Here is a 13355-nt window from a genome sequence, read left to right as displayed (position 1 = left end):
CTGTATAACTTCTGACGCATTTGACCGTTTGCGGGTGGTTTTTACGGTGCAAATGAAGCCCCAAAACGGTGCGTCGGTCACGTTGTGCGCGCCGCCTTGGGGCTTGGTGTTACTTATTTATACCCACGCCATAGAACGGGGTTAAACCGAAGGGGCTGATACGGAAGTCCGTGACCTCTTTACGCAGTGGCTGGAACACCGTGGAGTTGGCAATCGGCGTGATCGGCACCTGCTGTTTAAGGATCAGTTGCGCCTGTTGATACAGTTTTACCCGCTGCGTCTTGTCGGTTGACACCTTGGCCTGTTGCACCAGTCTGTCGTAGGCCGGATCGCACCATTTGGCGTAGTTGCTGCCCTTGACTGCTGCGCAGCTGTACAGCACGCCAAGCCAGTTGTCCGGGTCGCCGTTGTCGCCGGTCCAGCCGTAGATCATCGCGTCGTGTTCGCCGTTCTTGGCGCGCTTGATGTACTCGCCCCACTCATAGCTGACGATGTTGGCCTTGATGCCGATCTTCTCCCAATCCTGCTGGATCATCTGCGCCGACATCCGCGCATTCGGGTTCGAGGCGCGCTGCACGGTCATTGCCCAGAGATTGATGGTTGTACCGGGTGCAACTCCTGCTTCTTTCAGTAGCGCCTTGGCTTTCGCCGGGTCGTGCGGCGCGTCTTTGATGTTCGGGTCGAAAGACCATTGCGCGGGTGGCAAGGCGTTCTGGGCCAACTGGCCGGCGCTTTGATAAACGGCTTTGATGATCGCCGGTTTGTCGATGGCCATGTCCAGGGCCTGGCGCACCTTGAGTTGATCCAACGGCGGATGGGTGGTGTTGTACGCGAGGAAACCGAGGTTGAAACCGGCCTGCTTGAGCACGCGCAGGTTCGGGTCTTTTTCCATGACTTCGATGTCGGCCGGGCGCGGGTAACCGCTGACCTGGCATTCGCCGGTCTTGAGTTTTTGCAGGCGTACGGCGGCGTCCGGGGTGATCGAGAAGATCAGGTTGTCGATTTTTACATCTTCGGGTTTCCAGTAGGCCTTGTTGGCGGCGTAGCGGATTTGTGAATCCTTTTGATAGCGCTTGAACACGAACGGGCCGGTGCCGATCGGTTTCTGGTTGAGGTCGGCGGCTTTGCCTTCCTTCAACAGTTGCGCGGCGTATTCGGCCGACTGCACGGAGGCGAAGCTCATGGCGAGGTTTTGCACGAAGGCGGCGTCGACGTTGTTGAGGTTGAAGCGCACGGTTTGCTCGTCGAGTTTTTCGACCGATTTGATCGTGGTGTTCAGGCCCATGTCGGTGAAGTACGGGGACTCGGCGGGGTAGGCCTTACGGAAGGCGTTCTCCGGGTCGAGCAGGCGCTGGAAGGTGAAGAGCACGTCGTCGGCGTTGAAGTCGCGGGTTGGGGTGAAGTATTGCGTGGTGTGGAATTTCACGCCTTGGCGCAGGTGGAAGGTGTATTGGCGTCCGTCGTTGGAGACGTCCCATTTGGTTGCCAGGCCGGGTTCGATGTCGGTGCCGCCGCGCTGGAATTGGGTGAGGCGGTTGAAGACGGTTTCGGCGGAGGCGTCGAAGTCGGTACCGCTGGTGTATTGGCTGGGGTCGAAGCCTGCGGGGCTGGCTTCGGAGCAGTAGACCAGGGTTGTGGCTGCGTTTGCTATCGGGGTGGTTGTGGCCAGGGCCAGGGAGATCAAGAGCGGTTTGAGGGTGGATCTTGGCATGGAGTCCCCGGGGGTATGGAGGTGGTTTTGGGTTGAGATTAGCGGGGAATTGTGGGGTTTCGGAAATATCGTTTTTCTTGGGGAAGTTTCTATCTCGGTATATGTGGCGGCTTTTGTTGGGTACATATCCGTTGCTGCGGTAACGGCTACTTAGGGTTTCGCCCTTACGGCCATCCCTTTCAAGGTCTTAGGTAAAATCCCCTGATACTTCAGCCAGGAGGACCCGAACGATGTGGGCCGATGTTCTAGCGCGTTTCGAGAAAAAAGCACCTGCCAGTGTCATGGCCAAATTGGCGCTGGAGCAGGCCGTTGCGCCTGAGTGGATTGATCAGGTCTTCGAAGAGCATCGGCAACGGCAGTATTCTCGTGAGCTACTGTTCTCGACGAGAGTGTCAGATTTTTTGTGTGCGGGCCGGTAATGGCCTGCCGTCAGGCAGGCCGGGTTTTACCAGGTCGGCCTGATAAATCGATCTCCGTACAGAATCGCAAATTGGTTCATCGCACTCTTCCAGTCATGAGCCGCCGAGCCCCAGTTTGCCGTGATGTTACGCAGCCCAAGCCAGATCAGCTTGGTCGCTGCGTCATCCGTCGGGAAGTGGCCCCGGGTCTTGATGATCTTGCGTAGCTGAGCGTTGATGCTTTCGATAGCGTTGGTCGTATAGATCACTTTTCGAATGGCAGGCGGGAAGACAAAGAATGGAATCACTCGATCCCAGGCTCGTCTCCAGGCCGCCACCACCGTTGGGTATTGCTTACCCCAAGGGCCATTTTCAAAGGCATCCAGTGCTTCCTCAGCCGCTTCTGCGTTGATGGCTTGATAGATCGGTTTTAGCGCCTTGGCCAGCTCACGGCGCTTGTCCCACGCCGCGTAATCGAGGCTGTTGCGGATCAAGTGGACGATGCATGTTTGCAGCGTTGTTGCCGGAAATACTGCGCTTAGCGCCTCTGGCATGCCTTTGAGACCGTCAGTCACGGCGATCAGCACGTCCTCTACGCCGCGGGTCTTGAGGTCGTTGAAGACCTTCATCCAGAACTTCGCACCCTCGGTGTTTTCGATCCAGATACCAAGAATATCGCGCGTTCCATCGGGTAAAACACCCAGCGCCAAGTAAATCGCCTTGTTGCGGACAAGGCCTTCTTCTCGGATCTTGACCCGCAGCGCATCGAAGAAAATGACTGGGTACATCGGCTCAAGCGGTCGCTGTTGCCACGCACCAATTTCCTCCATCACCTCGTGCGTGACTGAGCTGATGAAGTCATGGGAAACGTCCGTCCCGTATTGCTCAGAGAGGAAAGCGCGGATTTCTCGAACGGTCATGCCTCGGGCATACATGGCGATGATCTTGTCATCAAAACCGGTGTAACGCCGCTCATGCTTGGGGATCAGAATGGGGGCAAAACTGCCATCCCGATCACGGGGAATCTCCAGCCGCAGCGGGCCATCCCCCGTCAAAATCGTCTTGCCCGTTTTGCCATTGCGCTGGTTGGTTTCATCCTCTGGGCGCTGCGCGCCCGGCGGATACCCCAGGTGGTGACCGAGCTCGGCACTCAATGCTCGCTCAATCAAGGCCTTCTTGAAGGCCGCAGAAGCGTCTTCAATAGCCTCTGCGGTAATCAGCCCCTCACCGAACTCTTCGAGCAGCTCCTTGGGGATTTTTGGTAGGTCACGCAGGGGTTTCTTTTTGGTTGGCATACATGCACCTCTTACTCATGTTATGCCCGAACACAAAATTTCTGACACCCCCTTCTCGACCATCATCAAGCTGATGTCCCTTGTTTCATTGGGCTTGAAGCCATCCCTGCACGCCGCCGCGCGGCAACTGGAAGATCTTCCTGTCAGTTTGGCTGCCCTCTACGACAAGATCAGTCGTACCGAACCTGCGCTGTTACGCGCTCTGGTCACAGGTTGTGCGCAACGTCTGACTCCGACCATCAAGGAGCTGGGCTGCACCAAAACTAAAAGACCTTGAAAGGGATGGCCCTTACGGCGACTCACTTTTTTACAAGCGCCAAAAAAAGTAAGCAAAAAACGCTTGCCCCGGCGTTCGGCCCGCTCGCTGGGGCTCGGGGTTCCTTCGTTACGGGATTGATCCGGGCGCATCGCTTCCGGTTTGCTTCGCTGCACCTCCTCCCGCTGTGTTTGGCTTCGCCAAACGGTCGCTGCGCTCCCACGCCCGGATCAAGCCCTTCACTCAGCCTTCCGACGTCGCCCGTGGATCAAGATCAAAAGCTGCAGCCGAGCTAACGCTCATTGTGTTGAGTGGGCCGGCATGCGCCGCGTGCGGGTTGTACTTGTCTCCTCTGTAGGAGCTGCCGAAGGCTCGGGCCGCGATCGGACGATCTTTTGATCTGGCTTTCGCTGTCTTGTGGGAGCTGGCTTGCCAGCGATGGCGGCCTGACAGCCGGCCAATGTCTGGCAGGTGTACTCGGTTGAAACTGTGGGAGCGGGCTTGCTCGCGAAGAGGCCCATACAGTCACCCGATTACTTTGCTGTGTTTAGAGGTGTGTGAAATCACCAGAACCTTCCCACAAGGTTTTCAGGTTGTCCGTCGGACGTGCGCTCTCTAGGCTTGGGTTGTCGCAGAAGACTCTGCGATCGGGAGGTGAGATTCCCGGTTATTGAATTTGGAAACCTGCGAAAGCCGCTCCATAATCGCCGCCAGTTCATGCTGTCGGCAGTTCTTTATGGCGGCTATGTACGGGCGGACTTCGGTTCGGCCGGGTTGGTTTCCTTACCGGTAATCTCACTCCGTACATAGTTGCCACCTCGTTTCTCGAGTGAGATCGGAAATGAATGGCGTCATTCGTAAGGAAATGCTCTATGGATAAATTGATCCCCGACCCACCCCTCGAAACCCCACTCGAAGAAGCCCACCGCGCCGAAGACCTCGCCCGAAACCGCGAAGCCATCAAACGCGCCCTCGATTTCTATCTCTGTCCCCAACCCAAGAAACCGCGCCAACCCAGCACGATGTTCATGGTTTGCCCCAACGTCGACACTGAAAGCCTGCTCGCTCACGCTTGTGAATCACTGGCCTCGGCCAGTGCCGCAGCCAGCAACTTCGCCAACGAGTTGGGCGGCGCGCAGCGCAATACGGTGCTGGGGATTCAGCAGATCGTCATGCTGGCCGAACTGGCGGTGAGCCGGGCGCTGGATCGGGTTGATCCGCAAACCTGATCCCCAGGGCTACTGCGTCATCGTTCTTCGCGAGCAGGAGTACGCATTCCAACTGTGGGAGCGAGCCTGCTCGCGATGGCGACAGCCCAAGCACCACAAATCCCAAGCACAAAAAAAACCGGCGATCATTGTCTGATCGCCGGTTTGTCATTCAACCCACATTACATCACTGCATCAGCACTTCAATCGAGCCATCAGCAGTCATGCTTACCTGACTGGTACCCGCTTCGACTTCAGGTGTCACCGGCGCGGAATCCATGCCGGCAGCTTTCATCATCATCGGGGCGCGCAGGTACTGTTGTGGGTAGCCGTTGCTGTTGAGGTTCAGGTTGACGATTTTGTAGCCCTTGCCGCCGAGTGCGTCGGTGGCCAGTTGGGCGCGGGCCTTGAAGGCGGTGACGGCTTCTTTGAGCAATTGGTCTTCGCTGGCTTTGCGGGTCGGGTCGGCGATGGCGAAGTCCATGCCGCCCATTTTCAGCTCGCCCAGCAATTCGCCGGTGAGTTTGGACAGGGCGGCGAAGTCGGCGCTTTCCAGGCGCAGTTCGGCGCGTTCACGCCAGCCGGTGATTTTCTGGCCCTTGGTGTCGTAGATCGGGTAGCTGTTGCGGCTGCCCTGGCGCAGGATGATGTCTTTGACTTGCTTGGCCTGGGCCAGTGCCTTGTTCATGGTGGTGCTGACGTCGGCGGCGAGTTTGGCCGGGTCGGTGTTTTGCTCTTCGGTGTAGAGGGTCACGATCATCAGGTCGCGGGCCACTTCCTGGCTGACTTCGGCGCGCAGGGCAATCTGGTTGTAGTGCAGCTCATCGGCAGCCAGGGCCGGAAGGCTGGCGACGCTGCCGACGGTCAGGGCGAGAAGGGCGGCGCTGCGGCGAAATGTGTGCATGAAGGCTCCTTGATGAGGGCGCAGGTGTTGGTTCGGGCCTGCGTGAAACCATCTGACTCTAGCTTTTATGATCCGGTTCGCCCAGTTACAACTTCTATACAGATGGCCGGGGCTGCTGCGCAGCCCTTCGCGAGCAGGCTCGCTCCCACCTTTGAAATGCGTTCCCCTGTGGGAGCGAGCCTGCTCGCGAAGGCGCTCTTATAGCCGCCGCAAATATTTTCGCCATGTGGTCGTTTGCCGCACTTTCGCCTCTGGAGGCCGCGGCTTGGTTATACTCCGTGCGATCCGCCTGGAGCGCTCATCAGGAGAGCTCATGCTCGCCCCCGTACAACTGACTTCCGCCACTCGCCAGAACCTCTGGCGGCTGACTTTCATCCGCACACTGGTGCTCGCCGCGCAGGCCGGTTCCGTAGGCCTTGCCTATTGGCTGGAGCTGTTGCCGTTGCCGTGGGTGCAACTGGCGATGACCCTCGGCTGCTCGATACTGCTTTGCGTGTTCACCGCGGTGCGCCTGCGTACCTCGTGGCCGGTGACCGAGCTCGAATACGCCCTGCAACTGGCCTGTGATCTGGTGATCCACAGCGCCCTGTTGTATTTCTCCGGCGGTTCGACCAATCCCTTCGTTTCCTACTATCTGGTGCCGCTGACCATTGCTGCGGTGACGCTGCCATGGCGCTATTCGGTGATCCTGTCCGGCATCGCGCTGGCCTTGTACACCGTGATGCTGACACGGTTCTACCCGCTGGAAACCCTGCCGGTGGCCCGCGAGAATCTGCAGGTCTATGGCATGTGGCTGAGCTTCGCCCTGGCGGCAGCGGTGATCACGTTCTTCGCTGCGCGTATGGCTGAAGAGTTGCGCCGTCAGGAAGAATTGCGCGCGATTCGCCGTGAAGAAGGCCTGCGTGACCAGCAATTGCTGGCCGTCGCCACGCAAGCCGCCGGTGCCGCCCATGAACTGGGTACGCCGCTGGCGACCATGAGTGTGCTGCTCAAAGAGATGCAGCAGGATCATCCGGATCCGATGCTGCAGGACGATCTGAAGGTGCTGCAGGATCAGGTCAAGTTGTGCAAAGAGACCTTGCAACAACTGGTGCGCGCCGCCGAAGCCAACCGGCGTCTGGCGGTGGAGATGCAGGACGTCACGGTCTGGCTCGACGAAGCGCTGAACCGCTGGCACTTGATGCGCCCGGAAGCCAGTTATCGCTTCCACCGTCTCGGCCAAGGCACGGTACCGCGTATGGCACCGCCGCCGGATCTGACTCAGGCGCTGTTGAACCTGTTGAACAATGCCGCCGATGCCTGCCCGGAAAACCTGAAAGTGACGCTGGATTGGGACGCGGAAACCGTGACCATCAGCATTCGCGATCACGGCGCCGGTGTGCCGCTGGCCATCGCCGAACAGATCGGCAAACCGTTTTTTACCACCAAGGGCAAAGGTTTCGGCCTGGGCCTGTTTTTGAGCAAGGCCAGCGTGACACGCGCCGGCGGCTCAGTGAAACTCTATAGTCATGAGGAAGGCGGCACGCTCACCGAGCTGCGTCTGCCCCATGGCGCCCGAGGAGACCAACATGAGTGACGAAATCCAAGTCGAAGGCGAAGAACTGCCGCATTTGCTGCTGGTCGACGACGACGCAACGTTTACCCGAGTCATGGCGCGCGCCATGGCCCGCCGCGGCTTTCGCGTGAGTACCGCAGGTTCCGCCGAAGAGGGCCTGACCATCGCCCAGGCTGATCTGCCGGACTACGCCGCGCTGGACCTGAAAATGGACGGCGACTCCGGCCTGGTGCTGCTGCCGAAGTTGCTGGAGCTGGACCCGGAAATGCGCGTGGTGATCCTCACCGGTTATTCGAGCATTGCCACTGCGGTCGAAGCGATCAAGCGCGGTGCCTGCAACTACCTGTGCAAACCGGCCGATGCCGACGACGTGCTGGCCGCGCTGCTCTCCGAGCACGCCGACCTCGACAGTCTGGTGCCGGAAAACCCGATGTCGGTTGACCGCTTGCAGTGGGAACACATTCAGCGTGTGCTCACCGAGCACGAAGGCAATATCTCCGCCACTGCCCGCGCTCTGGGCATGCACCGCCGCACGCTGCAGCGCAAACTGCAGAAGCGCCCGGTTCGTCGCTGAACCTGCGCTGAACGACTATCGCCAGCCCTCGCGATAAAACGCACCGATCATCTATGATCGGTGCGTGTCTGTTCTTTTCTATATCGAGCCTTTTCCATGAATCAGAACGCTGAATATTCCGCGGTCAACGATGCTGTGCGCGGGCAGTTTTTTCGCAAAGTGTGGGCGATGATCACGCCTTATTGGCGCAGCGAAGAGAAGGGCAAGGCCTGGACGCTATTGATTGCGGTGATCGCCCTGTCGTTGCTCAGTGTGGGCATCTCGGTGTGGTTCAACACCTGGTACAAGGATTTTTACAACGCCCTGCAAAAGAAGGATGAAGCGGCGTTCTGGCGCTTGATTCTGTATTTCTGCGGCATTGCGGCGGTGGCCATTGTCGGTGCGGTGTATCGGCTCTACTTGACGCAGATGCTGACCATTCGCTGGCGTGCCTGGCTCACTGAAAAGCATTTCTCGCGTTGGCTTGCCGACAAGAATTACTACCACCTGGAACAGGGCGGTTACACCGATAACCCGGATCAGCGGATTTCCGAAGATCTCAATAACTTCACCTCCAACACCCTCGAGCTGGGCATCGGGCTGCTGCGCAATATCGTCAGTCTGGTGTCGTTCTCGATTATTCTGTGGGGCGTTTCGGGCAGTATTGAAGTGTACGGCGTCACCATTCCCGGCTACATGTTCTGGTGTGTGCTGGTTTATGCGGTGGTGGGCAGTTGGCTGACGCATTTGATCGGTCGTCGCTTGATCGGTCTGAATAACCAGCAACAACGTTTCGAAGCCGACCTGCGTTTTTCCATGGTGCGAATTCGCGAGAATGCCGAAAGCATCGCGTTGTACAACGGCGAACCAAACGAGAATCGCCGCTTGAGCGCCCGCTTCGGTAATGTCTGGCACAACTTCTGGGACATCATGAAAGTGTCCAAGCGCCTGACGTTCTTTACCGCCGGTTACAGTCAGGCGGCCATCATCTTTCCGTTTATCGTGGCTTCGCCGCGTTACCTGTCCGGCAAGATCGAGCTCGGTGAGCTGATGCAGATCAGCTCGGCATTCGGCAACGTTCAGGAAAGCTTCAGCTGGTTCATCAATGCTTACCAGAGCCTCGCTTCCTGGCGCGCTACCTGTGATCGTCTGCTGAGCTTCCGTCAGGCCATGACCGATAACGAAGAGCGTGCCCCGGCCATCGGTGTGCAGAATCAGGGCAGCGAGTTGAAAGTGGATAACCTCGGACTGGATCTGGCCGACGGTCGTCATCTGCTGACCAACGCCGACATGACCGTCGAACCGGGCGAGCGCGTCATGCTCAGCGGCCGATCCGGCAGTGGCAAGTCGACGCTGTTGCGGGCAATGGGGCATTTGTGGCCGGCGGGGCACGGCAACATTCGCCTGCCGGCGGCGCGTTATCTGTTTCTGCCGCAGAAACCGTATCTGCCAATCGGCACACTGCGCGAGGCGCTGAGTTATCCACAATCGGCGGACACCTATTCCCCTGAACGCTACGAGCAAGTGCTGCAAACCTGCCGTTTGCCGCACTTGGTGGCACGGCTGGATGAAGCCAATCACTGGCAGCGCATGCTGTCGCCGGGTGAACAGCAACGGTTGGCCTTTGCCCGCGCGCTGCTCTACGCACCGCAATGGCTGTACATGGACGAAGCCACGTCGGCGATGGATGAGGAAGACGAAGCGACGCTGTATCAGGCGCTGATTGATCAGATACCGGGGTTGAGCATCGTCAGCGTCGGCCATCGCAGCAGTCTGAAGCGCTTCCATCCACGGCATGTACGAATCGACAGCGGCCATTTGGTTGAGCAAGCCGTGACCGCGTGATCCCACACGCATCCCCTGTAGGAGCTGCCGCAGGCTGCGATCTTTTGACTTTGATTTTCTGAAACAAGATCAAAAGATCGCAGCCTGCGGCAGCTCCTACAGGGCCGATGTGAGTCGACCGGTGATCGTACAACCCGCTTGAGCTATGATGCCCGCAAGCCGAATTTTCGAGACAAGATGCACACCATGGAAAATCTGATCGACACCCCGCGCCTTCCGCGCAAGCGCCGCAGCCTGGCTCAGGAACTGGTCACGGTGCTCAGCGAGCAGATCCGCGATGGCCTGCTCAAGCGCGGCGACAAACTGCCCACTGAGTCGGCGATCATGCAAGCCCATGGCGTCAGCCGCACCGTGGTGCGTGAGGCGATTTCCCGTTTGCAGGCCGCCGGCCAAGTGGAAACCCGCCACGGCATCGGCACTTTCGTACTCGATACGCCGAGCCCCAGCGGCTTTCGCATCGACCCGGCCACCGTCGTCACCCTGCGTGACGTGTTGGCCATTCTCGAGTTACGCATCAGCCTTGAAGTGGAGTCTGCCGGCCTCGCCGCGCAACGCCGCAGCCCCGAGCAACTGGCGACCATGCGCGCCGCCCTCGATGCGCTGAACGACAGCGTTGCCCACGCCAGCGACGCTGTCGCCTCGGACTTCGCGTTCCACCTGGAAATCGCCTTGTCCACCGGCAACCGCTACTTCACCGACATCATGACGCACCTGGGCACCAGCATCATTCCGCGCACGCGGCTGAATTCCGCACGCCTGGCCCATGACGATCAGCAGCACTACATGAATCGTCTGAGCCGCGAGCACGAAGAAATCTACGAGGCCATCGCCCGTCAGGATTCCGATGCGGCGCGTGCGGCCATGCGTCTGCACCTGACCAACAGCCGTGAAAGACTGCGCCAGGCCCATGAAGAGGCGCAGGCGCAGGGTTGAACGTTCAGTTAGTTTTTAAGCTCGATTGGCGTTTGAAATGAAGCTGCTTGATTGCCATTTGCATGCTTGACGGAGTACTGCAGTACAGCGCTCTTTTTAGCATCGAGCATTTTTTCAAACGGCGCTTTCGGGATTTTAAAGAGAATAGGCTTTTCGATAGTTGCAGAGGACAGGACTTCCTTTCCTTCCCATTCATTGATGCCGTCTGAGTTACTCACTGTCAGTGTAATCGCGTCGCCTTTGGCTGCGCCTGGGTACACTGGTACTTCCCCATGGGCAGGATCAACCAGGTTATGAACGTAGAGAACACCATCGTTCGCTTCTATGAGCAAAGGGGCGGGCAGCATTGTTATCGCGAAGCTTTTATTTGTCATGTTCAAGATCCTTTTGGTTGTCAAAACGAGCTGATATCGGCTCGACCTGATTAACATCCGGATCGCGAAAGCAAAGCACCTGTAAGAAATACCAGTCCCGACGAACGGTCGAGTCTTGTGAAAGGCGCGCCCGACCAACAGGCGCGTCAGGAATCAGGCCTCGATACGCAGCATCAGCGGCGCTGAACACGGCTCCATGCTGGATTCATCCTGAAATTTGTAGCGCAGTTCGATTTCCGTGTTCAGGTACGCCTTCAGTACTTCTTTCGGAATCTGCAGTTCAATGCCCGTGAGTTTTTCCATTTCATCCTCGGCGTCATCCCAGGTGCCGGTCTGCACTTCTTCGCCTGCCCATTCGGGCTCTTCGGGGTCGTCGCCAAGAATCGCGTAGACGCTCCAGTTCGCCGCAAAATCACTGGAGTCCGGGACCTGAACGATCAGGTCATCGCTCAGTGCCGAGAGGTTTACGATGGCTTTTTCAGGCGAATGAGGCAGAAATGGCGGGAGTGTGGGTGCGGCAAAATTCATGAGGGTTCGCGCTCCGTGCGAGGTGAGCCGTGATTCATTCACGGCGGTTTTGCACGGTAAGAGACTTTCGCAGGAGAGGTTTTAAACTGTTCATTTCCAGCTGTTTCAAAGACCCCGTGTAGGCGCTGCCTGTGGCAGCTCTACACGGGGAGGGTGGTGTCAGTGACGGGAAAGGATTGAGTGGTCGACCCTTACGGTGAGGGGGCCGGCGGCGGCTTTGGTATCAAAGGTCGCGTAACCTTGCGCATCCACTGTCGCCCTGGCGATCGGCAGGCCTTTGGCCAACAACTCCAGCGGCGCGCCTTTCAGCGATTGGCCCGAGGCCAGTTCCAGTTTCAGTTTGATCGTCATGGTGATTCTCCTTAATTGACGTTGCCGGTCGGTTGGTAGTCCTTGAGCAGCAGATAGGTACTCCAGCCCCACCAGTCGTCGACGGTCGCGGTGTCGTTGAGGTTGTTGACGTCCTTGCGCCGTAACACTTTGCTGCCCGCGGTGCGGAACAGTGGCGAGAAGTTATTCGCCAGATTCAACACCGCCGGCAGGTCCGGCAAACGCTGCAATGCGGCGAATGTGGACGGAGCAGGCAGGGTGCCGCTGAGGTAGGTGGCGAATACCTCATCTGCCGAAGCCTGCACCGCTTGATTGACCTGAGAGCGGTTGTCGGCATCGCTCGCCTCGAAGTAGCGCTTGTCTCCGTAAGCCCGCCACTGATCGCCATGGCCGTTGCGCACCTTGAGACCGAATTTGCTGTCCTCGTCGTGCATGAAACGGGTGATCAGCGAGCCTAGATCACTCGGCGTCACTACGGCTGCCAGTTCCTTGCGCGGTACTCGCAAGTGGCCGGAGGAAAACAGGTCGGTGAGGAAGTGGTCGGCGAATGCATTCATAGCGTAGGCGCGTTCCAGTTGCAGTTCATCGTGGTTGGCGCGAGCGGCGATGGCCGTTTGCAGGGCCGCGGTGTGTCCGGCGATGTAGGCCAGCTTCGCCCATTCGCCGAAATGGTCGGCGTTGTTCGCCGCCAGTTTCAGGTAACGCCCGAGCGGGAACAGGGCCGAGACGAAACTGCCGCCGCCGGTAATTTTGTTCCACTCTTCCGACAACGTATCTCCTAGTGCGTCGTACGCCTCGTGCGGTTGTTTACCGTCTTTGATGGCCTGTTTAACCGCGTCGATCTCCTTTTGCATGACCGCGAGAATCTGCGTGGCCTCGGCTCGTGCGGCAGGCAGGACGGCGAGAGAGTCGAAGGCCGCGTTGAAGCGTTGCAGGCGATCCACCGGTGTTGCGCCTTCACTGACCGGGCGCTCCGGTATTCCGTAGAAATCACCGCCCAGTGCGAGGATCTGGCCGTAGGTGAGCGCCAGGCCGTTCAGCAGATGCAGTGCCACGTTTTTCGCGAGGATCGGCTGGGCATTTTCGACAAAACGCAGCAGGGTGTTATCACCAATGGCTGTGTGTTCACCGCCCTCGAAGCGGGCCTGCGGTCTGCCTTTCAAGGCGTTACCGGGGAGGTCGGTGACCGGTTCGACATCGCTGTGAGCGTCGGCGATGTGCAGCACCAGCCGATTATCGGGGTTGATGGGGATGCCGGTTGCAGTGAACAGATCATCGAAACTGGCGATGACCGGTTGGGGTTTTTCCTGAGGTTTCGGGTGTAGACCGGACATTTCTTTCTCCTTGATATGTCGTCGGTAGATTCTGATTTAACTGTATGCATATACAGCTAAATGGATACTAGTCGAGAAATTTCCTACGTCAAGAAAGAATCTTGTCCGACAAAAAATGCTCGTCAGCGATG

The 13355-nt window shown here is 58.3% G+C and carries 13 protein-coding genes and 1 pseudogene; 7 read left to right on the top strand and 7 right to left on the bottom strand.

What is annotated here, in order from left to right; genetic code table 11:
• Window positions 1-109 precede the first annotated feature (109 nt).
• The gene (locus tag ATI02_RS10780) at window positions 110-1711 is read right to left on the bottom strand and encodes an ABC transporter substrate-binding protein (RefSeq protein ID WP_100846251.1); all 1602 of its coding nucleotides are present in this window, start codon (window positions 1709-1711) and stop codon (window positions 110-112) included.
• A 230-nt stretch (window positions 1712-1941) separates the two neighbouring features.
• Between ATI02_RS10780 and ATI02_RS10775 the strand changes: the two genes are divergently transcribed.
• Entirely contained in the window at window positions 1942-2130 is a 189-nt protein-coding gene (locus ATI02_RS10775) for a hypothetical protein (protein WP_107647047.1), read from the top strand.
• 26 nt (window positions 2131-2156) lie between these two features.
• Here ATI02_RS10775 and ATI02_RS10770 read toward each other — a convergent pair whose 3' ends face one another.
• Window positions 2157-3404 carry an IS256 family transposase gene (locus tag ATI02_RS10770; RefSeq protein ID WP_095191982.1) on the bottom strand — a complete coding sequence of 416 codons (1248 nt, stop codon included), beginning with the start codon at window positions 3402-3404 and terminating at the stop codon, window positions 2157-2159.
• A 52-nt stretch (window positions 3405-3456) separates the two neighbouring features.
• On the opposite strand from ATI02_RS10770, the pseudogene ATI02_RS10765 reads away from it, so the two are divergent.
• Window positions 3457-3663, top strand: a pseudogene (locus ATI02_RS10765) (IS4 family transposase); the annotation flags it as partial.
• Between the two features lie 869 nt (window positions 3664-4532).
• Window positions 4533-4889, top strand: coding sequence for a DUF6124 family protein (locus ATI02_RS10760; RefSeq protein ID WP_100846250.1), 357 nt, complete (start codon window positions 4533-4535; stop codon window positions 4887-4889).
• Between the two features lie 166 nt (window positions 4890-5055).
• Here ATI02_RS10760 and ATI02_RS10755 read toward each other — a convergent pair whose 3' ends face one another.
• The gene (locus tag ATI02_RS10755; protein WP_100846249.1) at window positions 5056-5772 is read right to left on the bottom strand and encodes an SIMPL domain-containing protein; all 717 of its coding nucleotides are present in this window, start codon (window positions 5770-5772) and stop codon (window positions 5056-5058) included.
• Between the two features lie 313 nt (window positions 5773-6085).
• Here ATI02_RS10755 and ATI02_RS10750 point away from each other — a divergent pair, with 313 nt between their 5' ends.
• The 4 genes from ATI02_RS10750 to ATI02_RS10730 all read left to right on the top strand — a co-directional run bounded on the left by ATI02_RS10750 (window position 6086) and on the right by ATI02_RS10730 (window position 10658).
• The gene (locus ATI02_RS10750) at window positions 6086-7348 is read left to right on the top strand and encodes an ATP-binding protein (protein ID WP_100846248.1); all 1263 of its coding nucleotides are present in this window, start codon (window positions 6086-6088) and stop codon (window positions 7346-7348) included.
• Complete coding sequence (locus tag ATI02_RS10745) at window positions 7341-7901, top strand: response regulator transcription factor (protein WP_003221630.1); 561 nt, start codon at window positions 7341-7343, stop codon at window positions 7899-7901. The genes ATI02_RS10750 and ATI02_RS10745 overlap by 8 nt, the downstream gene beginning before the upstream one ends.
• 96 nt (window positions 7902-7997) lie before the next feature.
• Entirely contained in the window at window positions 7998-9725 is a 1728-nt protein-coding gene (locus ATI02_RS10740) for an ABC transporter ATP-binding protein/permease (protein ID WP_100846247.1), read from the top strand.
• A 186-nt stretch (window positions 9726-9911) separates the two neighbouring features.
• The gene (locus tag ATI02_RS10730; RefSeq protein ID WP_177435553.1) at window positions 9912-10658 is read left to right on the top strand and encodes a FadR/GntR family transcriptional regulator; all 747 of its coding nucleotides are present in this window, start codon (window positions 9912-9914) and stop codon (window positions 10656-10658) included.
• 8 nt (window positions 10659-10666) lie between these two features.
• On the opposite strand, the gene ATI02_RS10725 is transcribed toward ATI02_RS10730, so the two are convergent.
• The 4 genes from ATI02_RS10725 to ATI02_RS10710 form a co-directional block, all read right to left on the bottom strand.
• Window positions 10667-11032, bottom strand: coding sequence for a hypothetical protein (locus ATI02_RS10725; RefSeq protein ID WP_095191327.1), 366 nt, complete (start codon window positions 11030-11032; stop codon window positions 10667-10669).
• Between the two features lie 153 nt (window positions 11033-11185).
• Window positions 11186-11560: a hypothetical protein gene (locus ATI02_RS10720; protein WP_100846246.1), complete on the bottom strand. Its 375-nt coding sequence runs from the start codon at window positions 11558-11560 to the stop codon at window positions 11186-11188.
• Window positions 11561-11719: 159 nt separating this feature from the next.
• Window positions 11720-11911: a hypothetical protein gene (locus ATI02_RS10715; protein WP_100846245.1), complete on the bottom strand. Its 192-nt coding sequence runs from the start codon at window positions 11909-11911 to the stop codon at window positions 11720-11722.
• Window positions 11912-11922: 11 nt separating this feature from the next.
• Window positions 11923-13224, bottom strand: coding sequence for a phospholipase (locus ATI02_RS10710; RefSeq protein ID WP_100846244.1), 1302 nt, complete (start codon window positions 13222-13224; stop codon window positions 11923-11925).
• Window positions 13225-13355: the final 131 nt, after the last annotated feature.

This window comes from Pseudomonas baetica, from assembly GCF_002813455.1.
GTDB lineage: Bacteria > Pseudomonadota > Gammaproteobacteria > Pseudomonadales > Pseudomonadaceae > Aquipseudomonas > Aquipseudomonas baetica.
The sequence above is the reverse complement of the archived record's forward strand: the minus strand, read 5'-3'. Positions and strand labels throughout refer to the sequence as shown.

Coding starts and splice junctions, on each gene's coding strand:
- ATI02_RS10780 (WP_100846251.1), bottom strand. CDS start 1,711: ATGCCAAGATCCACCCTCAAACCGCTCTTGATCTCCCTGGCCCTGGCC.
- ATI02_RS10775 (WP_107647047.1), top strand. CDS start 1,942: ATGTGGGCCGATGTTCTAGCGCGTTTCGAGAAAAAAGCACCTGCCAGT.
- ATI02_RS10770 (WP_095191982.1), bottom strand. CDS start 3,404: ATGCCAACCAAAAAGAAACCCCTGCGTGACCTACCAAAAATCCCCAAG.
- ATI02_RS10760 (WP_100846250.1), top strand. CDS start 4,533: ATGGATAAATTGATCCCCGACCCACCCCTCGAAACCCCACTCGAAGAA.
- ATI02_RS10755 (WP_100846249.1), bottom strand. CDS start 5,772: ATGCACACATTTCGCCGCAGCGCCGCCCTTCTCGCCCTGACCGTCGGC.
- ATI02_RS10750 (WP_100846248.1), top strand. CDS start 6,086: ATGCTCGCCCCCGTACAACTGACTTCCGCCACTCGCCAGAACCTCTGG.
- ATI02_RS10745 (WP_003221630.1), top strand. CDS start 7,341: ATGAGTGACGAAATCCAAGTCGAAGGCGAAGAACTGCCGCATTTGCTG.
- ATI02_RS10740 (WP_100846247.1), top strand. CDS start 7,998: ATGAATCAGAACGCTGAATATTCCGCGGTCAACGATGCTGTGCGCGGG.
- ATI02_RS10730 (WP_177435553.1), top strand. CDS start 9,912: ATGGAAAATCTGATCGACACCCCGCGCCTTCCGCGCAAGCGCCGCAGC.
- ATI02_RS10725 (WP_095191327.1), bottom strand. CDS start 11,032: ATGACAAATAAAAGCTTCGCGATAACAATGCTGCCCGCCCCTTTGCTC.
- ATI02_RS10720 (WP_100846246.1), bottom strand. CDS start 11,560: ATGAATTTTGCCGCACCCACACTCCCGCCATTTCTGCCTCATTCGCCT.
- ATI02_RS10715 (WP_100846245.1), bottom strand. CDS start 11,911: ATGACGATCAAACTGAAACTGGAACTGGCCTCGGGCCAATCGCTGAAA.
- ATI02_RS10710 (WP_100846244.1), bottom strand. CDS start 13,224: ATGTCCGGTCTACACCCGAAACCTCAGGAAAAACCCCAACCGGTCATC.